General features: G+C 34.0%; 18 protein-coding genes and 5 pseudogenes. 6 read left to right on the forward strand and 17 right to left on the reverse strand.

The window, feature by feature from the left end; translation table 11 throughout:
* Positions 1 to 2: 2 nt before the first annotated feature.
* Positions 3 to 497 carry a hypothetical protein gene (locus HCD_RS05095; protein ID WP_014658739.1) on the reverse strand — a complete coding sequence of 165 codons (495 nt, stop codon included), beginning with the start codon at positions 495 to 497 and terminating at the stop codon, positions 3 to 5.
* 532 nt (positions 498 to 1,029) lie between these two features.
* Here HCD_RS05095 and flhA point away from each other — a divergent pair.
* Both flhA and HCD_RS05105 read left to right on the forward strand, forming a co-directional pair.
* A complete protein-coding gene (flhA, locus tag HCD_RS05100) occupies positions 1,030 to 3,234 on the forward strand; it encodes a flagellar biosynthesis protein FlhA (RefSeq protein WP_014659510.1) in 2,205 nt (734 codons plus the stop codon).
* Positions 3,235 to 3,252: 18 nt separating this feature from the next.
* Positions 3,253 to 4,299, forward strand: a complete 1,047-nt coding sequence (locus tag HCD_RS05105) for a DHH family phosphoesterase (protein ID WP_014659511.1) — start codon at positions 3,253 to 3,255, stop codon at positions 4,297 to 4,299.
* Between the two features lie 85 nt (positions 4,300 to 4,384).
* Here the strand turns inward: HCD_RS05105 and hsrA are convergent, their stop codons facing one another.
* The 3 genes from hsrA to HCD_RS05120 form a co-directional block, all read right to left on the reverse strand.
* Entirely contained in the window at positions 4,385 to 5,056 is a 672-nt protein-coding gene (hsrA, locus tag HCD_RS05110; RefSeq protein ID WP_014659512.1) for a homeostatic response regulator transcription factor HsrA, read from the reverse strand.
* A gap of 345 nt (positions 5,057 to 5,401) precedes the next feature.
* On the reverse strand, positions 5,402 to 6,511 hold the full coding sequence (locus tag HCD_RS05115) for a metallophosphoesterase (RefSeq protein ID WP_014659513.1): 1,110 nt from the start codon (positions 6,509 to 6,511) through the stop codon (positions 5,402 to 5,404).
* 78 nt (positions 6,512 to 6,589) lie between these two features.
* A complete protein-coding gene (locus tag HCD_RS05120; RefSeq protein WP_081482785.1) occupies positions 6,590 to 7,060 on the reverse strand; it encodes an AlwI family type II restriction endonuclease in 471 nt (156 codons plus the stop codon).
* A gap of 197 nt (positions 7,061 to 7,257) precedes the next feature.
* Here HCD_RS05120 and HCD_RS05125 point away from each other — a divergent pair.
* A pseudogene (locus HCD_RS05125) lies at positions 7,258 to 7,584 on the forward strand (restriction endonuclease); the annotation flags it as partial.
* 395 nt (positions 7,585 to 7,979) lie between these two features.
* On the opposite strand, the pseudogene HCD_RS05130 reads toward HCD_RS05125, so the two are convergent.
* From HCD_RS05130 to tnpA (HCD_RS05135), 3 genes and pseudogenes are all read right to left on the reverse strand, one after another.
* Positions 7,980 to 8,270 (reverse strand): annotated as a pseudogene (locus HCD_RS05130) (tyrosine-type recombinase/integrase); the annotation flags it as partial.
* A gap of 79 nt (positions 8,271 to 8,349) precedes the next feature.
* A pseudogene (locus tag HCD_RS09555) lies at positions 8,350 to 8,510 on the reverse strand (transposase); the annotation flags it as partial.
* 115 nt (positions 8,511 to 8,625) lie between these two features.
* Complete coding sequence (tnpA, locus tag HCD_RS05135) at positions 8,626 to 9,042, reverse strand: IS200/IS605 family transposase (protein WP_014658764.1); 417 nt, start codon at positions 9,040 to 9,042, stop codon at positions 8,626 to 8,628.
* A gap of 36 nt (positions 9,043 to 9,078) precedes the next feature.
* Here tnpA (HCD_RS05135) and HCD_RS05140 point away from each other — a divergent pair, with 36 nt between their 5' ends.
* Positions 9,079 to 10,401: an RNA-guided endonuclease InsQ/TnpB family protein gene (locus HCD_RS05140; protein WP_014658798.1), complete on the forward strand. Its 1,323-nt coding sequence runs from the start codon at positions 9,079 to 9,081 to the stop codon at positions 10,399 to 10,401.
* A gap of 33 nt (positions 10,402 to 10,434) precedes the next feature.
* Here the strand turns inward: HCD_RS05140 and HCD_RS05145 are convergent.
* The 8 genes and pseudogenes from HCD_RS05145 to HCD_RS05180 all read right to left on the reverse strand — a co-directional run.
* Positions 10,435 to 10,730: pseudogene (locus tag HCD_RS05145) on the reverse strand (protein adenylyltransferase Fic); the annotation flags it as partial.
* 50 nt (positions 10,731 to 10,780) lie between these two features.
* Positions 10,781 to 11,932, reverse strand: coding sequence for a sigma-54-dependent transcriptional regulator (locus tag HCD_RS05150; protein WP_014659519.1), 1,152 nt, complete (start codon positions 11,930 to 11,932; stop codon positions 10,781 to 10,783).
* Complete coding sequence (locus tag HCD_RS05155) at positions 11,929 to 12,411, reverse strand: hypothetical protein (protein ID WP_014659520.1); 483 nt, start codon at positions 12,409 to 12,411, stop codon at positions 11,929 to 11,931. Before HCD_RS05155 ends, HCD_RS05150 begins: the two co-directional genes overlap by 4 nt.
* Positions 12,411 to 14,897 carry a DNA topoisomerase (ATP-hydrolyzing) subunit A gene (gyrA, locus tag HCD_RS05160; protein ID WP_014659521.1) on the reverse strand — a complete coding sequence of 829 codons (2,487 nt, stop codon included), beginning with the start codon at positions 14,895 to 14,897 and terminating at the stop codon, positions 12,411 to 12,413. Before gyrA ends, HCD_RS05155 begins: the two co-directional genes overlap by 1 nt.
* A gap of 15 nt (positions 14,898 to 14,912) precedes the next feature.
* Positions 14,913 to 15,308 (reverse strand): diacylglycerol kinase, encoded by a 396-nt coding sequence (locus tag HCD_RS05165; protein ID WP_050854978.1) that lies wholly within the window; start codon positions 15,306 to 15,308, stop codon positions 14,913 to 14,915.
* A 4-nt stretch (positions 15,309 to 15,312) separates the two neighbouring features.
* A complete protein-coding gene (locus HCD_RS05170; protein ID WP_162097471.1) occupies positions 15,313 to 16,272 on the reverse strand; it encodes a hypothetical protein in 960 nt (319 codons plus the stop codon).
* Positions 16,273 to 16,340: 68 nt separating this feature from the next.
* Positions 16,341 to 17,354, reverse strand: a complete 1,014-nt coding sequence (locus tag HCD_RS05175; protein WP_014659524.1) for a lipid A deacylase LpxR family protein — start codon at positions 17,352 to 17,354, stop codon at positions 16,341 to 16,343.
* A 291-nt stretch (positions 17,355 to 17,645) separates the two neighbouring features.
* Positions 17,646 to 18,968, reverse strand: coding sequence for an RNA-guided endonuclease InsQ/TnpB family protein (locus tag HCD_RS05180; RefSeq protein WP_014658798.1), 1,323 nt, complete (start codon positions 18,966 to 18,968; stop codon positions 17,646 to 17,648).
* A 36-nt stretch (positions 18,969 to 19,004) separates the two neighbouring features.
* On the opposite strand from HCD_RS05180, the gene tnpA (HCD_RS05185) reads away from it, so the two are divergent.
* Positions 19,005 to 19,421, forward strand: coding sequence for an IS200/IS605 family transposase (gene tnpA / locus HCD_RS05185; protein ID WP_014658764.1), 417 nt, complete (start codon positions 19,005 to 19,007; stop codon positions 19,419 to 19,421).
* Between the two features lie 106 nt (positions 19,422 to 19,527).
* Here the strand turns inward: tnpA (HCD_RS05185) and HCD_RS05190 are convergent.
* Positions 19,528 to 19,950 (reverse strand): annotated as a pseudogene (locus tag HCD_RS05190) (NgoBV family restriction endonuclease); the annotation flags it as partial.
* A 209-nt stretch (positions 19,951 to 20,159) separates the two neighbouring features.
* On the opposite strand from HCD_RS05190, the gene dcm reads away from it, so the two are divergent.
* Positions 20,160 to 21,473: a DNA (cytosine-5-)-methyltransferase gene (gene dcm, locus HCD_RS05195; protein ID WP_014659526.1), complete on the forward strand. Its 1,314-nt coding sequence runs from the start codon at positions 20,160 to 20,162 to the stop codon at positions 21,471 to 21,473.
* Positions 21,474 to 21,551: 78 nt separating this feature from the next.
* Here dcm and HCD_RS05200 read toward each other — a convergent pair whose 3' ends face one another.
* Entirely contained in the window at positions 21,552 to 22,355 is an 804-nt protein-coding gene (locus tag HCD_RS05200; RefSeq protein WP_014659527.1) for a 3'-5' exonuclease, read from the reverse strand.
* Positions 22,356 to 22,481 lie beyond the last annotated feature (126 nt).

Consider the following 22,481-nt stretch of genomic DNA (forward strand, 5'->3'; position numbering starts at 1 on the left):
CTCTAATGGTTTAAATAAATATGTTGAATCGGATTTTCTTTCAAAAGCTTTGCCTGCTCTTTTTCATAATTGATTAAATTTTGTAATTTAAGGGCGTTTAATTCTTCACATTGACATTGCATGAATACATTTTGAAGGGTTTTAATTTTGTTGATTTCTAGCAATGCCTGCAGATATAACTCAGCTTTTAATTCGGTTTGTTTTATTTTAGTTGTGTTTAGCTCTTGCTCTATTTGTGATTGTATTTTTTCCTCAGTCTTTTGTAAAAGCTCAGTTTCTATAGTAGAAATTTTAAGGGGGATTTGCTTAAATTCATCTTGTAGTTGGTTTTGCTGGTAGAGGGTAATCTCTTTTTTTAAAGCTTGACATTGTTTGTCTAGCTCTTGTTTTAAGAAGTCTTTTAAATTGTCTTGTGCGTTGTTAACGGCTTTTTGTTGTGTTGTTTGTAAGGTTTCATAAGTGCTTAAAAATTCTTGTATCTTGTTATACAAATTCATTAAAAACGCCTTTTTGTTTAGTATAGCATGTTTATTTGTTTATCACACTACACTAATACTAAACGCCCAAACGCTTTGCCCCCCCTTTTTTACCCCTATGATAATGCCCCCCTTTTTTTAAAGAGATAGATTAAAATTGTTGATAGTTTTATTTTGTGTTTTAATTTAGCTAAAAATCAAAAACATTTTTTAGAGTGATTAGAATTGTGTAAAAACGCTTGCATGCCGCACATATGCAAGCGCGAGTAATCTCTGTCGGCTGTGTTTTTTAGGTGTAGTATATGGTGCTAGAATGCCCTTGTATGCGTTGCTAGAGTGGTATTAAAAAATTTTAAAAGGACTTGACAAAATAAGCAAAAAAAAGCTAAAATTCAAGCGTTCTTTTTAAAAGTGTTGTTAAGTGAGACAAGCAAACAAAACTAAAAACGCCTTATTTAGGCATCTTTGTTGGGTTTGTATGGGTGAGTAAATTTATATGATAAACTTTACAAAACAAAATAACACTTCAAAGATTAAGGCAATATTTTAAATAATGGCAAATGAACGCTCAAAATTAGCTTTTAAAAAAACTTTTCCTATCCTAAAACGCTTCATGCAGTCCAAAGACTTAGCCCTTGTCGTTTTTGTGATTGCGATTTTAGCGATTATTATCGTGCCACTACCGCCTTTTTTACTGGACTTTTTGCTCACCATTTCCATCGCTCTATCAGTATTAATCATTTTAATTGGACTTTATATTGATAAGCCTACGGATTTTAGTGCCTTTCCTACTTTGCTACTCATTGTAACCTTGTATCGCCTAGCTTTAAATGTCGCAACCACTAGAATGATTTTAACACAAGGCTATAAGGGGCCTAGTGCAGTAAGTGATATTATCACGGCATTTGGGGAATTTACCGTTAGCGGAAATTATGTTATTGGAGCCATTATTTTTAGTATTTTGGTGCTAGTGAATTTATTAGTCGTTACTAATGGTTCTACTAGGGTTACTGAAGTAAGAGCTAGATTTGCCCTAGATGCTATGCCAGGAAAGCAAATGGCCATTGATGCGGATTTAAACTCAGGGCTTATTGATGATAAGGAAGCTAAAAAGCGACGCTCTGCTCTAAGTCAAGAAGCGGATTTTTATGGTGCGATGGATGGTGCTTCCAAATTTGTTAAAGGTGATGCGATTGCTTCTATTGTCATTACACTCATTAATATCATTGGGGGCTTTTTAGTGGGCGTGTTTCAAAGAGATATGAGCATGAGTTTTAGTGCCAGCACCTTTACCATTCTAACCATTGGTGATGGGCTAGTAGGACAAATTCCTGCACTCATTATTGCTACAGCTACCGGTATTGTCGCCACTCGCACCACACAAAACGAAGAAGAAGATTTTGCATCCAAACTTATCACCCAGCTCACTAACAAAAGCAAAACTTTAGTGATTGTTGGAGCGATACTCTTACTTTTTGCGACCATTCCTGGACTTCCTAGCTTTTCTTTAGCATTTGTAGGAGCGTTATTTTTATTTGTTGCATGGCTTATTAGTAGAGAGGGAAAAGATGGCTTACTTACTAAATTTGAAAACTATTTAAGCAAAAAACTAGGCGTTGATTTTAATCCAAAATCTCCTAGCACTAAAACACAAGCCCACACCCCTACAACTAGCAAAACTAAAAGTCAAGAAGAGATTAAAAGAGAAGAAGAACAAGCCATTGATGAAGTGTTAAAAATTGAATTTTTAGAACTCGCCTTAGGCTATCAGCTCATCAGCCTAGCTGATATGAAACAAGGTGGGGATTTGCTAGAAAGAATTAGGGGTATTAGAAAAAAGATTGCAAGCGATTATGGTTTCTTAATGCCCCAAATTAGAATTAGAGACAATTTACAACTTCCCCCAACGCATTATGAAATCAAGCTTAAAGGCATAGTGATTGGCGATGGAATGGTTATGCCAGACAAATTTTTAGCCATGAATACCGGTTTTGTGAGTAAAGAAGTTGAAGGTATTCCTACCAAAGAGCCAGCCTTTGGCATGGACGCTTTATGGATTGATGCCAAAGATAAAGAAGAAGCTATTATTCAAGGCTATACCATCATTGACCCTAGCACAGTTATTGCTACTCATACCAGCGAATTAGTAAAAAAATACGCTGAAGATTTCATTACCAAAGATGAAGTTAAATCGCTCTTAGAACGCTTAGCCAAAGACTATCCTACTATCGTAGAAGAAAGTAAGAAAATCCCCACCGGTGCGATTCGCTCAGTATTGCAAGCCCTATTGCATGAAAAAATTCCTATCAAGGACATGCTCACTATTTTAGAAACCATTACCGATATAGCCCCCTTAGTGCAAAATGATGTGAATATCCTAACCGAACAAGTTAGAGCAAGGCTTTCTAGGGTGGTTACTAACGCCTTTAAATCCGAAGATGGCTGTTTGAAATTCTTAACTTTTTCTACAGAAACTGAGCAATTTTTGCTTAATAAATTGCGTGAGCAAGGCTCTTCTAAGAGCTTATTATTAAATGTAAGCGAATTGCAAAAACTCATTGAAATCGTTTCTGAGGAGTCTATGAAAGTCTTACAAAAAGGCATTGCTCCAGTTATTTTGATTGTAGAACCCAACTTAAGAAAAGCCCTTTCTAGTCAAATGGAACAAGCTAGAATTGATGTCATAATCCTAAGCCATGCTGAATTAGACCCTAACTCTAACTTTGAAGCCTTAGGCACAATACACATTAACTTTTAATCATATTTAAGGAAAATTATGCAAGTTTATCACCTTTCACACATTGATTTAGACGGCTATGCATGCCAGCTCATTTCAAAACAATTTTTTACAAAAATTCAATGCTATAACGCTAATTATGGGCGTGAAGTCTTAGCACGAATCTATGAAATTTTAAATGCAATCGCTCAATCTAATGAAACAAAAATCCTTATTTTAATTAGCGATTTGAATTTAAGCTTGAACGAAGCACAATATTTGCAAGATAAGGTTCAAGAATACCGCTTGCAAAATAAAGACATTCAAATCCAACTACTAGACCACCATATTAGCGGTAAAGAAGTGGCGGAGAGTTTTCACTGGTATTTACTAGATGCAAGCAAAAGTGCGACCAAAATCACTTATGAATTTTTAAAACAACACTACGCTATCCTAGAGCCTAGCCATATTGCCTGGCTAGATTTACTTGTAGAAATGGTCAATTCAATAGATATTTGGAATACGCAAGGTTATGGCTTTGAATTAGGAAAAGTTTGTATGCGTATGATTAGTCAAAGCACTGAGTTAAACCGCTTCATGTTTGATGATGAAAACCGCAACTACAAATTAAAGCTTTTAGAAGAAGTTAAAAACTATTTATTTTTAGAAAATAGCGCTGTGGCCTATGACAATGATTTATTTAAACTTAAAAAAATCGCTTTGGGGGGTAACCCTACCACAGAAACCATGGATAATATCTCTTCAAACGCACAAACACGCTTGCTTTCTCAAAAGAAAGAAGAATGTTATGTTTCTTACCAGGATAAAAAAGGGTTCTTAAGTTATTCTATGGGGGGCATTAGTGTTTTAGCGAATCTCTTTTTAGTGCAAAATCCAGAGTTTGATTTCTATATAGATGTGAATCCTAAAGGAAATGTAAGCTTGAGAGCTAATGGAAATTGTGATGTGAGCGAATTAAGTCAAGTTTGCTTTAATGGGGGGGGGCATAAGAATGCTAGTGGAGGCAAAATAGAAAGGTTTAGAGAGAGTTTCAATTATGCGGATATTAAAGAGCAAGTAGAAGAAATTTTGAATAATACTCAATAACCCCTTTGAGAAATTTAACTTACAGGAAATAAAGAGCTTCTTAATTACAGAAGCGACAAAAAGACTTTAAAAAAAGTCAAAGATTTTACTCTTCACACATAGGCTTTGGGTAACAAAAGCGATAGCCCCTACGCCTTACGGTTTCTACCGTGGAAATATTTAAGGGCTTATCCATTTTTTGGCGGATTTGATTGATGGCTACCTCAATCACATTAGGGGTAACCAACTCAGGCTCCTCCCAAATAGCATCTAAAAGCTGTTCTTTAGAAACAATTTGGTCTCTGTGTCTAGCTAAATGCGTGAGAACTTCAAACGGCTTTCCTTTGACTTCAACCTCACGCCCCTTATAAATGATTTTCTCTTCATCAGGACTGATGATTAAATCCCCAATTTCAATGACATTAGAACCCCAAAATCTTAAACGAGCCTCAATTCTTGCTACCAATGCCTTAATGCTCCGATAAGGCTTAGCAATATAGTCATCTGCACCCTGCTCAAACGCACTAATTTCTTCCTCGCTTGTGGGGTTATTAGAAGAAACCAAAACAACAATAGAAGCATGTCTTTCTTTGATTTTAGAAACTAGGCTAAAGGCATTTTTATCACTAACCATGACTAAATCGTAATTCCTAATGCCAATGAGATACTCCCCATCTTCCAAGCTCTCAGCCACATCAGCCATAAAACCTCGCTCATTCAAGCACTTCCCAATTTCTTCACCTAAAACAGAGTTGTTTTCAATAAGTAGAACACGCATAGTGTATTGACCTCTACATTTAAGAGTAATTTAAGTATTGATTATATCATAATTTTAAGTTGGTTTAAGAAAATATTAATTTTTATTTTTGCTCGTATCAAACACTTTCTGGTGCGTTCTGTTTCTTTAAAATCGCGAATAAAAATTTTAAAATTATTTGACAAAAATCACAATTTCTGTTGTATAATTACAAGGTTCAACCATTCCTTATGGTTTGGTTGGCACCACTAGAGATAAAGAGTCACCTCCCCCTCCTTTCTCTTTGTCCTAGTGGGTTGTTTTGCCATTGCCGACCAATCGTTAAGGTTCGTCTTCTGTAATCATGGTTCCGATATTACCGTTTGTTTAAGATTTCTTAGGATAGAGCTTAAGATATGCAATCTCACTAGGGGCTAAAAACCTTAAAGGAACTCCCCAATACCCCGCCCCACTACTCACATAAATCTGTGTCGTGTTACTATGCTTGTATAAACCATGCAAATAGGTTTGAGCCAATTTGACTAAAAGACTAAAAGGAAAGATTTGACCCCCATGCGTATGCCCTGAAAGCATTAAATCTATAGAATGATTTTCTTTGATACTTTTAATTTGTTTGGGCTGATGGGCTAAAAGAATGGTAGGCTTATTTGTATCACGATTTTGCAAGGCTTTATCAATATTTGGGGCAAAATTTTGATGCTTTCGTGCATAATAGTCATACACCCCACACAAATTAATTGCATTCAAGTTCGCACACTCATTACCCAAAATCGTTATATTAAGAGTTTTAAGAAACGATAAAATCGGCTCTATGCCATGATAATACTCATGGTTTCCTGGCACATAAAAAGTACCATAAGTGCTTTTGAGATTGTTTAAGGGCAGTAAAAAAGATTTGACTTTTTCAATATTACTATCTACTAAGTCCCCTCCAATTAAAACCATATCCACTTCTTTTTGATTGACTTCTTCTACAATGTAAGTTACAAATTCTCTTTGTAATAAATGCCCTACATGCATGTCTGTTAATAAAATAATCTTTAATTCTTTATCTAATTTATCTAAATAAATGGGGGTTTCTTTGATTTTTGGGCGAGCAAGCCCTTCATAAAACCCACGCCAAAAATAGCCTAGTAAGGCTAAATAAAACCCTAATTTCAAAAAGTTTTTTAAGCTTTTACGCCTTGAGTCTAAAAAATCTATTTCTTCTATGGAATAAGAAAAACCATAAAAGCTCAAAGCAAAAATAAATAAGATAAAAGTGATAAATGAACAAGCTGAAGTTAAAACAAATAGACTACTTGGCATAGAATTTCTATAAAAAGCAAAAATCCCTTCCCCCACACATAAAAGGACAAAAAACCCCAAATAAGCGTATTGAGATATTTTCTTTAAAGTCAAAAACGCCCTTAAAAGCTTGAAAGTAGCGTAGTTTAGCACACATAAAACCAAGAAAAAAACGATTGAGATAAACATGCTATCCTTTTTTACAATGAGTTTTTTATCTTAGCATACAAACACCAATTTATCCCTTAGCTAGATTCTTGCGACTTACTACCCCAATTTCTGATAATTCTTGATTTCAGAAAATACTTTGCAATAATCTTGGTCTTTTGGTTCTTGTTGATAAAAATTATCTAATATTACGAAAAGATTTTCGTAAGTAATATCTTTACTTAAAACCACACCTAAAATATCTGTATCTAAAGATAAGATTTTCATGCTATTAATACTTTTCTTGTCCTTTTGATAAGGCATGATTTTTCTATATGAAAAATCGCTCACTACATTAGGGTCTAAATAAGTGCTAATAAAGATAGCATAATCATTCAAATTCTTTGTTTTAATCAGATGATTACCCAAATGCCTGCTAACAGGTTCTAATTCCATACGCCTTTGATTATCTTTAGTTGTCAGCGTAACTTCTAATAACAGACAATGCTTGTGATAAAAAGGCAACTTAGGGGCATATTCAAAAATAATATCAGCCTCTCCCCCTTTTGCATGGGTCTTTGGTAATAAAATTAGGTTGTAAGGAGAGTTTTAAAAACACAGATAAATCGCCCTCAAATTGAGAGATTTTATACCAAATAATGCCTATAATGTATTCAAAAATAGTAGGTTATTTATTATAATAACCTACTCACAATTCAAACATAAGATTGTTTTAGTATAATAAAAATTCCGTAAGGTTGAATATGAATTATTAGACAAAACTAAGCATAGAGTATGCTAATCAACGCTCCTACCTAGATGACTTGTTTCAAGTGTATCCTATAATTCCAAAAGGTTTAAGAGAAATTGATTCAAAAACTTGGTCTAATATTGAATATCATTTTAAACAAAAAGACAATTTAGCCTTAATAATAAGATTACTTCACTTAGATTTATTCCCTATCAAAGGTAGTGATATTGCCTATTTGAAACGAGATGGAAGTGCCTTAAAACGCAATCCAAGAACAATCAATCGTATTTGTGGCAGATTATATGAAATGGAACTTAATAAAATTTTTGAAAAATGCAGTGAGCCAAAAGAAACAAACCGCCAAGCTTAATAATAAACCTTTAGGTGTTGGGTCTGCAGACTTAAAATACCCATACATAACCAATTATTTTCATACAATTAGATAGCCTAACAATAACTACCTAATGTTAAATTATTTGTCTTAACTAGACTACTTAGTTTAATTACACTAAATTATCTAATTAAATACAATTATATTATTTGATTAGTTTTATTGAAATAATTATATTTTAGATAATTATAATTATATAAAAGTAGAATAACTATTAATAATTTAATTACCATATACTAACCATATAAAACTATCAAATTATTTTTTATTTGTATTCACTATAGAAACAATATTATCTCTATAGTTTAAAGTCTTTTAAAAGCCCCCTCTTGCTAACCAACTCCAAACCTAATCAATTTTTAACCCCCTTACTTTTTATTCTCTATCAAACTATCAAATACAAGAGCCACTTTCTTGTTATGCTCTTGGGTAGTATGGATATAAATCTTAGTAGAGAGTAAAGAGCTATGCCCTAACGCCCTTGAAGTTAAAACTAAGTCTTGGGTTTCTTGATAAATAAGAGTTGCAAAACTATGCCTAAATAGATGTAAGCCTGTGCCATATTGCTTATAGTGTTTGATTTGAGCTAGTTTGAATATTAAGGGGATAAAGTTATAAAGCGTTAAAGAATTTTGTGCTTTTTGCTTGTCTTTTTTAACATTTAGACAAAATCCCAAATATCTTTAATGTTTGAGATGTTTGTCTTAGTGCCACAAGGCACTATAAAAAATAGTAAAGTTAGCCTTGATTTTCTATATACGCTTTGATAGTTTCAGAGTTAGTCTCAAGGGTAGAACAAGCAAAAATCCATCAGTGAGAAAATGTTTTAACTTTTGAGAAAAGTGTTTTTGTAACAAGGGGACAAATCTCTTATCTCGCCAAATCCTATAAGTAGTGATTTATTTTATCCCAACAAAGCGAAAAACTCCGTCCTTTAGGGCGGAGATGTAAGCGTCAATAGCCGTTAGGCTATTTTTTAGTGTCATTTAACCTAAAAACAAAAGGTTAGCAAATCTAATGTGGTGTTTCTTGCTCTTGGATATATTGCTTAATGATTTCTAAAGGAGCACCCCCACAGCTTCCAGCAAAATAACTAGGCGACCATAAATGATTGCCCCACAAAGTAGCTTTAACATTTTTAAAATTTTGTTGTCTAACCAAACGACTACTAACACCCTTTAAAGAATTAACTAACCTACTAACACTAACTTTTGGTGGATAATTGATAAGTAAATGCACATGGTCGCTTTCCCCATCAAATTCTACTAACTCGCTTTCAAAGTCTTTGCATACCTTAGCAAATACAGAACCTAAAAAGTCTATAACTTCTTTGTTGAATGCTTTACGCCTATATTTAGTTACAAATACTAAATGCACATGCATTAAAAAAACACAATGTCTGCCATGTCTAATATTATCAATTTGTTTCATAGACCAAGTTTAACTAAATTATGCTAAAATCTTTCTATGAAAGTAAATAAGGGCTTTAAATTTCGTTTGTATCCTACCAAAGAGCAACAGACCAAATTACAACACTCTTTTTTTGTCTATAACCAAGCCTATAACATTTGCTTAAATCTACAACAAGAGCAATACGAAAAAAACAAAGATTTACCCACTAAACAAAGAAAATGGCAAAAATCAAGCGAATTAGATAGTGCGATTAAGCACCATTTAAAAGCTAGGAATTTAAGTTTTAGTAGTGTAGTCGCTCAACAATCACGCATGAATGCAGAAAGAGCCTTAAGAGATGCCTTTAAAGTCAAAAATAGGGGCTTTCCTAAATTTAAAAACTCTAAATTTGCTAAACAAAGTTTTACTTGGAATAATCAAGGCTTTTCTATCAAAGACTTTAACGAACGCTTTAAGATGTTTAACTTAATGAAAATGCCCTTAAAAATGCGTATGCATAGAGACTTACCCCTTAATGCTAAGATTAAACAAATCGTAGTCTCTTGCTCTCATCAAAAATATTTTGTTAGTTTTAGCATAGAATACGAAAAAGAGCTTAACACTATTAAAGAGCCTAGAAATTGTGTCGGTGTGGACTTAAATATCTATGATATAGCTTTAAGCGTTGATTTAAAAGAATATGAAAAACTAACCGACCTAGAACAATACCAAAAAGACATGAAAGAACTAGGTTTAAAAGTAGATGAAAATATCAATCTAAAACGACTTATTCCTACTTATTCTAAACTACATTCTTTTAAAAAATACTCTAAAGAATTTAAAAGACTACAAAGAAAACAAAGCCGTAGGGTTTTAAAATCTAAACAAAATAAAATCAAACTAGGAGGTAATTTTTACAAAACTCAAAAAAAATTAAACAAAGCCTTTGATAAATCAAGCTATCAAAAACTAGACAGATACCATAAAATCACAAGCGAACTTTCAAAGCAATTTGAATTGATAGTAGTTGAAGACTTACAAATTAAGAACATGACCAAAAGAGCCAAACTCAAAAATGTTAAACAAAAGAGTGGGCTTAATAAGTCTATACTAAATACTTCATTCTATCAAATCATCTCTTTTTTAGACTACAAACAACAGCATAATGGCAAATTGTTAGTGAAAGCTCCCCCACAATATACGAGTAAAACTTGTCATAGTTGTGGGCAAATCAACCACGAGCTTAAATTAAATCATAGAGAATATCTGTGTCAAAATTGCGGATATATAGAGCATAGAGATATAAACGCCGCAAGTAATATTTTAAGCAAAGGGTTAAGTCTTCTTGGGTTAGGAAATAGCCTTGCAGACTTTAAAGAGCAAAGCCTTTCGTATTAGCATTCAGTAGGGTGCTTTAGTTAGGAAGCTCCTCGCTTTAGCGAGGGGTGTTTCACCTATCTTGTCCCAATCTATAATGCGTTTGATTTCTTTTTTTAAAATACAATCTAGCCACATTCTCATCGCCCTACCATTACCCTCTAAGAAAGGGTGGGCAATATTCATCTCTACATATTTTTCTATTATTTCATCAAAGTTATTTGGGGCATGCTCTCAATTTTAGGCAAGATAACATCTAAATACAAAACATTATGAATGTCTAGTAAGCCCTTAATGGTGCTTACTTCAAAACTATCTATTATCCCCTTTTGAATAAGGTTTTTAGCCATTTTAAGGCTTTGTTTATCTATTTAAGTTCAAGGGCTAACCTTAATAAAAATTATCTTTCTAAAAACAAATCTTTTTCTTGGATTTCATTTTCTTCGCTTAAAATCGCCGCCCTTTCTACTACGCCTAAAAGTTCTCGCACATTGCCATGCCAAGAGTATTCTAAAAGGCGTTTAATGGCGTTCTTTGAAAAAGATTTTTGCCCTAGATGATAAGCATTACACACTTCTTTAAGCTTAATCTCAGCAATAGGTAAAATCTCTTCTACTCTCTCTCTTAAAGGCGGAATAGCTATAGGCACAATTTGTAAGCGGAAAAACAAATCTTCTCTAAATTCTTTTAAAGCGATTTTTTCTTTCATGTTGGCGTTGGTGGCCGAAATGAAACGCACATCAATTTTTATGCTCTTATTATCGCCAAGTCGTGTAACTTCCTTTTCTTGAATGACTCTTAAAAGCTTGCTTTGTAGCTGAATTGGCATTTCAGCGATTTCATCTAAGAATACCGTTCCTTTATTCGCGCTTTCAAAAAGCCCCATTTTAGGGGTGGTAGCGTCAGTAAACGCCCCTTTTTGATACCCAAAAAGCTCGCTTTCTAATAAATGCTCTGGAATGGCGGACATATTAATTGCCATAAAGGGGTGTTTAGCACGATTAGAATTTTGGTGGATAAAATGAGCGAAAACTTCCTTGCCTACGCCACTTTCGCCTAGTAGCATGACATTGGCGTCAGTGCTTGCGACTTTTAAAGCTTGGCGTTTGACTTCTTCTAGGGCAGGGGAAGTGGCTAAAAAGCTGTGTTTTTGAGTGGGGGTTTTTTTAAGGGGTTTTTCTAAGGGGTGTTTTTTTTGAAATTCTAAAACCTTTTTGGTGCGATAAATGGATTCTAAAAGGAGTTCTGGTTTGAAAGGTTTTTGGAAAAAGTCTTTCACGCCTAAGCGGATAGAATCAATGGCTTTATTCAAGGTCGCATTGCCGGTGATGACAATGGATTCGTATTTGCCTTCTAAAAGGCGTAAAAATTCTAAGCCATCCATATGGGGCATGTTAATATCTGTGATGATTAAATCAAAGCTTTCATCTAATTTAGCTAGGGCGTCTTTGGGGTTTTTGAAACTCACAATTTCTAAGTCATCTTGGAGCTCAAAAAAAAGCTCTAGGCTTTTACGCATGTTAATATCATCTTCTACAATGGCGATTTTCATTCTTCTTCCTTTCTAAAAATATCTAAGGACAGCACATTTCCTGCTAGGCTCGCTCTAACGCTTAGGGCTTTAAGATTGAGTATGCTTGTGGTGGTAGTGCCATTTTTATAGCTATTGTCATAATGTGTGATAGCCACTTGGCTTTTTAAAAGGCAGTCTATGATTTGCTCTTTTTCTTGTTTTAAGGCTCTTTCTAGGAGCGAATTTTCTAAGCGTGCTTGGAGTATGGGGTCTTTAGTTTCTGTTGTGGGTAAATCTTTCGCCACGATTAAACAATGATAGTCTAAGACATAGGGGGCTGTTTTGATACGGCTTGCTATGGGTTTAGAAATGGAGTATTCTTCGCCTATAACTCTTGCGTCAACGACTTTTAAACGATACGAGATTAAAAATTCTTGGTTTTCTAGGGGGCTAAAAGCTTGCAAGAAAGCCCCTATCAAGAAAGCCCCTAGCAAATAAAAGAATAAAAAGAAGCGCATTAGTCAAACAAATTTTGCTTAGGAGAGTTTTCTAAATTTTCTGGCTCTTCTTCTTTGGGGCAAGAATTGACATACACGACTTTATCAGCGGTGTCTATGAGTTTCACCCCACTAGCATTTCTTCCGGTCTCTCTAATATCTTTGATAGAAACTCTAATCATTTTCGCACTTGCAGTGAGTATCATCAAATCTAGGTTTTCATCATCTACGCTGATAATGCCTACTAAATTGCCGGTTTTTTTAGTGAGTTTCATGCCAATCACGCCCTTACCCCCACGAGATTGTTCTCTATAAGACTCTGCTAAGGTTTGCTTGCCTAGCCCATTTTCACTCACGCTCAAAAGCTTGTTATTGTCATCATAGATAACGACTGCACCCACAACAAAATCATTTTCAGCAAGTCTTATGCCCCTAACCCCACGACCAACTCGCCCGATTTCTCTCACATCTTCTAAAGGGAACTTAATAAAAGTGCCAGAATGTGAGGCAATGAGTAAATGCTTAGAATTTTTATCCACAATTTTTGCGGTTACTAATTCATCATCTTCATCTAAATTAATCGCTTTGATACCGCTATAACTTCTATTGCTACCAAATTCGCTTAAATTCGTGCGTTTTACGACACCATTTTTAGTGAAAAAAGCTAGTGAGCGTTCATCGCTAAAGTCTTTGGTGCTTAAAGTTGCCATAATCTTTTCATCAGGGGCTAGTGAGATTAAGTTAACTATAGCTTTACCCATAGCGGTTCTACTTGCTTCTGGGATTTTATAGACTTTCAAATGATACAACTGACCTTTATTGGTGATAAAGAGCAAAATATCATGCGTGTTAGCCACAAAAAAGCTCTCAATAAAATCATCTTCATAAGTGCTGCCAGATAGCTTGCCCTTACCGCCACGATTTTGCCTCTCATAGACTTTTAAATCCACTCTTTTAACATAGCCTTTATGGCTCATGCTCACCACCATAGGCTCATTAGCGATTAAATCTTCTATATCAATATTTTCATAAGATTCTTGAATTTCAGTGCGTCTTTTGGAAGAAAACTGCTCTTTAACTTCTAAAAGCTCTGTTTTTACGACTTCATTTAAGCGAGTTTCACTCTTTAAAATGCCATTTAAATCATCAATGAGTTCTAGCAAGTTTTGATACTCTTCTTTGATTTTATCTCTCTCTAGGCCGGTTAAGCGTTGCAAACGCATTTCCAATATGGCTTTGCTTTGAATTTCACTCAAACTAAAACGCTCCATTAAAGCGTTTTTAGCTACTTCGGGGCTCTCACTTGTTTTAATGAGTTGCACGATTTCATCAATATTATCTAATGCTATTAAGTAACCTTCTAAAATATGAGCTCGTGCTTTGGCCTTTTCTAATTCAAATATGGTGCGTCTAATGACTATGGTTTTTCTATGGCTTAAGAAAAGGTGTAAGAGTTCTAAAAGTGTGAAAATCTTAGGTTCTTTATTATAAATGGCGAGCAAGATAATGCTAAAGGTGGTCTCCATAGTGGTGAGCTTGTAGAGATGGTTTAAGACAATTTCACTCATCGCATCTCTTTTTAACTCAATCACCACTCTAATGCCCTCTCTATCAGATTCATCACGCACTTCACTAATGCCCTCAATTTGTTTGTCTCGCACTAAATCGCTGATTTGTTCTACTAATTTGGCTTTATTGGTTTGATAGGGCATTTCATCTAAAACAATGATGTCTTTATTCTTAGTCTTTTCTACATGCACTTTGGCTCTAACTTTCACACGCCCTCGCCCTGTTTTATAAGCCTCAATAATACCCACCTTACCATAGATGATTCCTCCAGTTGGGAAATCTGGCCCTTCAACAAATTCTAAGATTTCATTCAATTCAGCGTTAGGGTTTTCTAGCACATGCACTAAAGCGTCTATGATTTCATCAATTCTATGCGGCGGTATAGAAGTAGCCATACCTACTGCAATACCATTAGCCCCATTGACTAAGAGATTAGGCAGACGGCTTGGTAAAATATCAGGCTCTTTTAAGGTGTCATCATAGTTAGGCACAAAATCTATGGTGTCTTTGTCAATATCTCTTAAAATTTCTTCACTCGCTTTTGTCATGCGAGCTTCGGTATAACGCATAGCAGCGGCATTATCGCCATCAATAGAGCCAAAGTTTCCTTGCCCATCTACTAATTCTAAACGCATAGAAAAATCTTGTGCCATTCTAACTAGGGCATCATAAACGGCAGTATCGCCATGGGGGTGGTATTTACCAATAACATCACCCACAATCCTAGCACTCTTTTTGTAAGCGACTTTAGAAGTGAGACCTAGCTCATTCATCGCATATAAAATACGCCTATGAACGGGCTTTAAGCCATCTCTAGCATCAGGTAAGGCACGCCCAATGATGACGCTCATGGAATAAGCTAAATAACTCTCTTCAATAGAAGAATCAATTCCTACTTCTATAATATTTTTGTCTTTCTCAATCAAGCTATCTTGCATGTTTCTCCCTAAAATTTAATTACTTTGATAGAGCATTAAAAGATAACGCCCCCAAATAAAAGCCCAAAAAATTAGCCCTATGAGCTGGGCTGAACTAGCAATATCCTTAGCCTTTTTAGCTAGGGGGTGAAATTCTGTGCCGGTATAATCTACAGCCTTTTCAATAGAGCTGTTAAAGAGTTCAATAACCACCGATAGGAAGCAAGGCAAAATCAATAGCCCCCATTCTAAAAAATCCTTAGCAAGATAGCTTGCTAGAATGATACAAATTAGAGCTAAGATTAATACTTGTCTAAAAGCGCTCTCTTCTATCCATGCACATTTAAGCCCGTCTTTAGAATAAAAAAAGGCTTTAATAATGCGTTTAATGCCTTTTGCTTTTTGGGGCTTTAGGGGCGGATTTGTATTCATCAAATTATTTAACACTAAACTCGTAGGCATTAAAAAGATTTTCTTTAAGGCTTTCTAGCATGGCATTAAAGCTAAGTTTAGTCGTGTCTTTAACTTGAGCGTTAAGCATAATCTCAGAGCGTTCATTCTTAGCCATTGCTTTAAAAGCGTTTAAAAACTCTTTCAAACTTTTTTGAAAAACATTATCTTTAAAATCCAAATGAGTGGTGCTGGTTTCTTCTAAAAAATCAAGCGTAGTGTCATAGCTGGTATGGAAAATGCCTTTGTTCTCATTATAAAAAGGCTCTAAAAGGCTTTTAAGATGATGAGCTTGGATAGAAAAACCCCATTGAGAGATTAAAAAACGCATACTCTCTTGTAGTTTTTCTATAGCTTGAGTGTCTTTGGAAGTCAAAGTTTTTAAGATGTGTTTAAAAGACAAGTTGTCTTGTGTAATCATAATGCCTTTTTGTGAAAAAGTGTAAGTAAGGATATTTTGTGGATTAGTCAAATGACATTTTAAATCGTTGTTTAAAGTCTTTTCATCTAAAGCATTGAATTGCAAAGAGCAATTTAAATGCGTGGGCTTAGCTTTTTCAAACAAACTATTGAGGTCTTTCAAGGGCATTTGAGCGGCTTTTTGATTGACTAATTGCTCTAAAATAGGGGATTTTATCTGAGATTTTATAGAGAGTGCAAGAGAGCTTTTGTCTAAAGAATTGATTTTAACACTCAAATTTTTAAAATCTACAAAAGGGGAATTTTTAGAGAGACTGAGTTCCTTTAAATTGCATGAGATTTTAAAAAGCCCTTCACATTCAAAAGGGGTGCTTGTGATAATAGGGTGGTGTTGCTCCAAAAGGGCGTTGAGATTAGCACTCAAAAATTTCTTAACCGACATGCTGGTAAAGAAAATAAATACTCCTAAAAGCACACAAATTAAAGCCCCAGCAACTAAGCTAAAAGACATGATTTTTCTAGTCAAAAATACCCTTTATTTCTCAAGCATGATAAACTAGAATTGTAGCATAAAACCCTAAATATCATCTACAATCAAAAAGCAAAATTCAATTCAAAAGTGCCAATTTGATGGTGCTTAGGTTGGGATTGAAAGGTTTTGCTAATATCCGTGAAAGTAACCGCCATTCTAAAACCCCGCCACATCATTGCTACACCCATTTCGCCACTATAAACAAAATATTCTAAATTAGCAATGCCCCTAGTCTCAGGACTATTGCCTTGAATGAAGATGTTAAAGGGTTGGAAGCGCCCAAAAGCCCCTACAAAAAAGTAGAGTGAAAACTTATCGCTATAGGGCATTCCACCGCTAAAATCAGTATTGACTTTATTTACACCATAATCTGCATCTAAGTTATATCCAAATCTAAAGAGTGAGCCTAGTTGGGCATAATCTCTTGCGTTACCAAGTTCTAAATTAAATCCGGGCATAAGTTCCATAGAAAAAAAACGAGTGGTTAAAAGGGGGACTTTTTTAAGCAATTGATAGTGTAATTCAAAGATAAATTCGTTTTTGAGTTGCCTACTCCAGCCATAAAATTGTGGGTCTTTTAAGCCTTGATGGACAAGGTGCTGGATTTGAGCGGCTAAAGAGTGTTGTCCTGTTGTGCCTAAAGAAAGCGTGAATAATTCCATGAAAGTTTTATGGCGGTTATACACATTCAAATTCACTCTTAAATACCCCCCATAAGGGTGGTTATGATACAAATGCGTTAATTTCCTGTTTTTGAGCGTTGGAGTGTACATATCCTGTGCCAAAGAGATTCCAAAGCGAGTAACCCTAGGGCTTTTATTAAAAAATCCTAAATATGAAGCCCATTTCATATATTTGTTTTGAGATAAGTCAAACTCTTTAGTGGAAAAGCCTATTTGAGTGCCGGCGGTATAGTATTCATCAGTGGGCTTCATGATAGGTTTTAGGACATAAGCATCATTTTCAGAGAGCAAATTAATAGAATAGCGTTTGGACGGAGTTAGGGGGTCTGTCAAATCTTCTTTTGCCCATGCAAATATTCCTAAAAATAAACATAAAATAAATTTAAAAAACAAAACACTTCCTTAGATTATTATGATTAGGGGTTATTCTAATAAGAAGGCTCTATTATAGAGCGTTTTAGCTTATAGTAAAGTTATAAGAATTTTTTAGATTTTCTAAACTCACATATGCACAATATTTAATAATCTTTTAGATAATATAATTTAAAGGGTAATGCTACATTCTTTTTCGCAAAGTTTCATACCATTTTAGAGCTTTTTCTTCTCCCTTATAAAGTTTTAAAGTGTCGTGAAACACCCCTCGCTAAAGCGAGGAGCTTCCTAACTAAAGCACCCTACTGAATGCTAATACGAAAGGCTTTGCTCTTTAAAGTCTGCAAGGCTATTTCCTAACCCAAGAAGACTTAACCCTTTGCTTAAAATATTACTTGCGGCGTTTATATCTCTATGCTCTATATATCCGCAATTTTGACACAGATATTCTCTATGATTTAATTTAAGCTCGTGGTTGATTTGCCCACAACTATGACAAGTTTTACTCGTATATTGTGGGGGAGCTTTCACTAACAATTTGCCATTATGCTGTTGTTTGTAGTCTAAAAAAGAGATGATTTGATAGAATGAAGTATTTAGTATAGACTTATTAAGCCCACTCTTTTGTTTAACATTTTTGAGTTTGGCTCTTTTGGTCATGTTCTTAATTTGTAAGTCTTCAACTACTATCAATTCAAATTGCTTTGAAAGTTCGCTTGTGATTTTATGGTATCTGTCTAGTTTTTGATAGCTTGATTTATCAAAGGCTTTGTTTAATTTTTTTTGAGTTTTGTAAAAATTACCTCCTAGTTTGATTTTATTTTGTTTAGATTTTAAAACCCTACGGCTTTGTTTTCTTTGTAGTCTTTTAAATTCTTTAGAGTATTTTTTAAAAGAATGTAGTTTAGAATAAGTAGGAATAAGTCGTTTTAGATTGATATTTTCATCTACTTTTAAACCTAGTTCTTTCATGTCTTTTTGGTATTGTTCTAGGTCGGTTAGTTTTTCATATTCTTTTAAATCAACGCTTAAAGCTATATCATAGATATTTAAGTCCACACCGACACAATTTCTAGGCTCTTTAATAGTGTTAAGCTCTTTTTCGTATTCTATGCTAAAACTAACAAAATATTTTTGATGAGAGCAAGAGACTACGATTTGTTTAATCTTAGCATTAAGGGGTAAGTCTCTATGCATACGCATTTTTAAGGGCATTTTCATTAAGTTAAACATCTTAAAGCGTTCGTTAAAGTCTTTGATAGAAAAGCCTTGATTATTCCAAGTAAAACTTTGTTTAGCAAATTTAGAGTTTTTAAATTTAGGAAAGCCCCTATTTTTGACTTTAAAGGCATCTCTTAAGGCTCTTTCTGCATTCATGCGTGATTGTTGAGCGACTACACTACTAAAACTTAAATTCCTAGCTTTTAAATGGTGCTTAATCGCACTATCTAATTCGCTTGATTTTTGCCATTTTCTTTGTTTAGTGGGTAAATCTTTGTTTTTTTCGTATTGCTCTTGTTGTAGATTTAAGCAAATGTTATAGGCTTGGTTATAGACAAAAAAAGAGTGTTGTAATTTGGTCTGTTGCTCTTTGGTAGGATACAAACGAAATTTAAAGCCCTTATTTACTTTCATAGAAAGATTTTAGCATAATTTAGTTAAACTTGGTCTATGAAACAAATTGATAATATTAGACATGGCAGACATTGTGTTTTTTTAATGCATGTGCATTTAGTATTTGTAACTAAATATAGGCGTAAAGCATTCAACAAAGAAGTTATAGACTTTTTAGGTTCTGTATTTGCTAAGGTATGCAAAGACTTTGAAAGCGAGTTAGTAGAATTTGATGGGGAAAGCGACCATGTGCATTTACTTATCAATTATCCACCAAAAGTTAGTGTTAGTAGGTTAGTTAATTCTTTAAAGGGTGTTAGTAGTCGTTTGGTTAGACAACAAAATTTTAAAAATGTTAAAGCTACTTTGTGGGGCAATCATTTATGGTCGCCTAGTTATTTTGCTGGAAGCTGTGGGGGTGCTCCTTTAGAAATCATTAAGCAATATATCCAAGAGCAAGAAACACCACATTAGATTTGCTAACCTTTTGTTTTTAGGTTAAATGACACTAAAAAATAGCCTAACGGCTATTGACGCTTACATCTCCGCCCTAAAGGACGGAGTTTTTCGCTTTGTTGGGATAAATAGCCTGTATAAATTCATGCGTATTTTGAAAAACAAAGGCTTTATTAGTTTTAAAAGCACCGCTAGGGCGTATATTGTAAATCATACCCCTTTTTACTTGTGTTTTTAAAGGGTAATAAGATGAACGCCCTGCAATTTCATAAATTTTATGCAAATAAATTTTTTTAATTAAAATATCTCCATTTTCTTGCATTTCATAGGCAAAAATCAGATAAAATATGTCTAAAATTTTTGGATTTTCTAGTAGCCTATCACAATAAGACTCAAAATTTGCAATATCAAACGCAGGGGATTTTTCGTATTGAAAAGCTTTAACTTCTAGAAATTCCCAAATCTGTAATTCTTGATTAAACAATAAAAAATCAGGAAAACTCTGTGAATTTTCTAGCTCTTTAAACTGATAGTTAGCTTGAAGCATAAAATCCTTAAGCCATTCTTGCTAAACAAATCCCACCGTATCTTTAGCTTTTAGGGTGGTAGAAATATTAGCTAAACAAAAGGTAATTTTTCCTTGTGTTTTACCCCATTCAATCTTTTTTAAATCTTTATAAAGTTTTGTTGTGCTAATAACCTATCCTTTATGATAAAATAAGCTAGATTATAGCTAAAAACCATTATAATAATCCCATGACAACAGAGCAAAATCTTTTTACACCCTTACTAAAACCTAAAAATTTTAAGCCTTATCTCACAGATTATAAAAACCAAATCGTGCGTTTTATGGATTTATTTGCAGGTCTTGGAGGATTGCGTTTGGGGTTTGAGCAAGCTTTATCTAGCATAGGGTTAAAATCAGAATGTGTTTTAAGTTCTGAAATTAAAAAAAGTGCCTTAAAAGCCTATGCAAATCATTTCAAAGAGATACCGCAAGGCGATATTACTAAAATTGATACAAACAATATTCCTAATTTTGATATTTTACTAGCAGGTTTTCCTTGTCAGCCTTTTTCTAGCGCTGGGAAACGAAGAGGGCTAGAGGATACAAGAGGAACTTTATTTTTTGAAATCATGCGTTTTTTATTAACTAAGAAACCTAAAGGATTTTTACTAGAAAATGTCCCTGGACTTCTCACGCATGATAAAGGAAAAACCTTTTCTATCATGTTACACCACTTAGAAGAATGCGGTCATTTTGTAAATTACAAACTTTTAAATGCCAAAGATTTTGGGGTTGCACAAAATAGGGAACGCCTTTATATTGTGGGTAGTTTATCTTGTCATATTGATTTAGATAATTTTCCTATTACAAAATGCGTTTTTAAAGATATTCAAGAACACCACCTAGAACTTCTAAATACTCCTTTCACACAAAAAATCTTATCTCAATTTACCCCAAATGAGCTTTATGGTAAGGCTATCAAAGATAAAAGAGGAGCTAGTAACAACATTCATTCATGGGATTTAGAACTAAGAGGAGCAGTTAATCAAACCCAAAAAGACTTGCTTAATCTCTTTTTAAAAGAAAGACGCAAATCTAAATACGCCATACTTTGGGGAACACCCAAAAAAGATGGTGTGCCTCTTAGTTTAAAAAGCATTCAAGATTTTTTCAATCATGCAGATTTAATCAGTTTATTAGATGACTTGGTTGTTAAAGGCTATTTGAAACAAATTAAAAACCCTAAAAATAATGAATTAGGCTTTGCCCTTAGTGGCGGAAAACTTTCTTTTGAGTTTTCTAAAATTCTACATCCTAATGAACCTACACCAACCCTAGTAGCGAGTGATATGCATAAAATAGGGGTAATAGATTTTAAAGATAAAAAAGCAGGGTTACGGCGTTTGAGCATTCAAGAAGGGTTAAGATTATTTGGTTTTCCTAAAAACTATACTCTAAATACACCTTACAAAGAGAGTATGGATTTACTAGGCAATAGTGTGTGTGCCTGTTATCCAAGCTATCAGCAAGAGACTTATAAAGATTATATAAAAAGGATTTGAAATGCTTTTAGAAAATACATAATTGATTTTAAAGCTCGGTTTCTATTCTGTATTGTTTTCTTAAAAATCTAAAGAATTTTAAGAAAATTCCTTAAGTTCTTTTTCTAAAGCATTAATAAACACGCTAGAGTAGGGCTTTTCTTTAGGAAATTTTTCTAAAAAATCACTGAGTAGCCCAAGGTATTGCTCTGTATTTAAAGCCCCTTTTAGCACTTCGTATTTCAAAAAAAGCCAATAGGTATTGAGCACATCGCTTTGACAATAATTTTCAATAGTGGTCTTTTTTTCAACTTCGCTTAAAGTAGTGTCATAATAAATCGCATGCACTAAGTCCCCACTCACATCAAATTTGCCAGGAATATTAGTCATAGCACAAATGCCATTTAAATTCAAACCCCTAACTGAGCCATAATGGCTCAAGCTATCCATTAAGTCCAAATGAAACTGTTCACTATAGCGTGAGCGATAATTCTCCCATTTATTTTCTTGATTATAGAAAGCATCTAAAGTTAAATTGTATTTGAGAGCTTTTAAAGTGAGTAAGGGTATATCAAAACCCCTGCCATTAAAACTCACAAGTCTTGGTTTTTTAGCATTAAAATAATTGAAAAAATCTTCTAAAAGCTCTTTTTCACTTGTAAAACTCTCTTTATTTTGACCAAAATTCCCCACCTTGATAAACTTCCCATAATCATCGCCTATTACAGCTGAAATAGAAATAATTTTATGCAAATAAAGGGGTAAAAATTCACTCCCACTTTTTTCTTTTTGCTTTTCAAAACTCAATTCACAAACTCTTAAATCGCTTTCTTCTTCTAAATGAAAATGTTCTTTACACAAGCTTACATTAGGAGTGGTTTCTATATCAAATACGCACAACATCACACGCCCTTAAAAATTTTAATATTCTTGGTTTATTTATAATAATTAGTCTTAGTTTAGAATGCTATAATACCAAATTTAATTTGAGAACTATATTAAGATTGAAAAATAACTTTATTTGGAGAG

Origin of the sequence: Helicobacter cetorum MIT 99-5656, from assembly GCF_000259275.1 — a bacterium.
Taxonomy (GTDB): Bacteria; Campylobacterota; Campylobacteria; order Campylobacterales; family Helicobacteraceae; genus Helicobacter; species Helicobacter cetorum.

What these genes read in the sequence shown, in the direction of transcription:
- HCD_RS05095 (WP_014658739.1), bottom strand. Translation starts at nt 497, where the DNA reads ATGAATTTGTATAACAAGATACAAGAATTTTTAAGCACTTATGAAACC.
- flhA (WP_014659510.1), top strand. Translation starts at nt 1,030, where the DNA reads ATGGCAAATGAACGCTCAAAATTAGCTTTTAAAAAAACTTTTCCTATC.
- HCD_RS05105 (WP_014659511.1), top strand. Translation starts at nt 3,253, where the DNA reads ATGCAAGTTTATCACCTTTCACACATTGATTTAGACGGCTATGCATGC.
- hsrA (WP_014659512.1), bottom strand. Translation starts at nt 5,056, where the DNA reads ATGCGTGTTCTACTTATTGAAAACAACTCTGTTTTAGGTGAAGAAATT.
- HCD_RS05115 (WP_014659513.1), bottom strand. Translation starts at nt 6,511, where the DNA reads ATGTTTATCTCAATCGTTTTTTTCTTGGTTTTATGTGTGCTAAACTAC.
- tnpA (WP_014658764.1), bottom strand. Translation starts at nt 9,042, where the DNA reads ATGAAACAAATTGATAATATTAGACATGGCAGACATTGTGTTTTTTTA.
- HCD_RS05140 (WP_014658798.1), top strand. Translation starts at nt 9,079, where the DNA reads ATGAAAGTAAATAAGGGCTTTAAATTTCGTTTGTATCCTACCAAAGAG.
- HCD_RS05150 (WP_014659519.1), bottom strand. Translation starts at nt 11,932, where the DNA reads ATGAAAATCGCCATTGTAGAAGATGATATTAACATGCGTAAAAGCCTA.
- HCD_RS05155 (WP_014659520.1), bottom strand. Translation starts at nt 12,411, where the DNA reads ATGCGCTTCTTTTTATTCTTTTATTTGCTAGGGGCTTTCTTGATAGGG.
- gyrA (WP_014659521.1), bottom strand. Translation starts at nt 14,897, where the DNA reads ATGCAAGATAGCTTGATTGAGAAAGACAAAAATATTATAGAAGTAGGA.
- HCD_RS05165 (WP_050854978.1), bottom strand. Translation starts at nt 15,308, where the DNA reads ATGAATACAAATCCGCCCCTAAAGCCCCAAAAAGCAAAAGGCATTAAA.
- HCD_RS05180 (WP_014658798.1), bottom strand. Translation starts at nt 18,968, where the DNA reads ATGAAAGTAAATAAGGGCTTTAAATTTCGTTTGTATCCTACCAAAGAG.
- tnpA (WP_014658764.1), top strand. Translation starts at nt 19,005, where the DNA reads ATGAAACAAATTGATAATATTAGACATGGCAGACATTGTGTTTTTTTA.
- dcm (WP_014659526.1), top strand. Translation starts at nt 20,160, where the DNA reads ATGACAACAGAGCAAAATCTTTTTACACCCTTACTAAAACCTAAAAAT.
- HCD_RS05200 (WP_014659527.1), bottom strand. Translation starts at nt 22,355, where the DNA reads ATGTTGTGCGTATTTGATATAGAAACCACTCCTAATGTAAGCTTGTGT.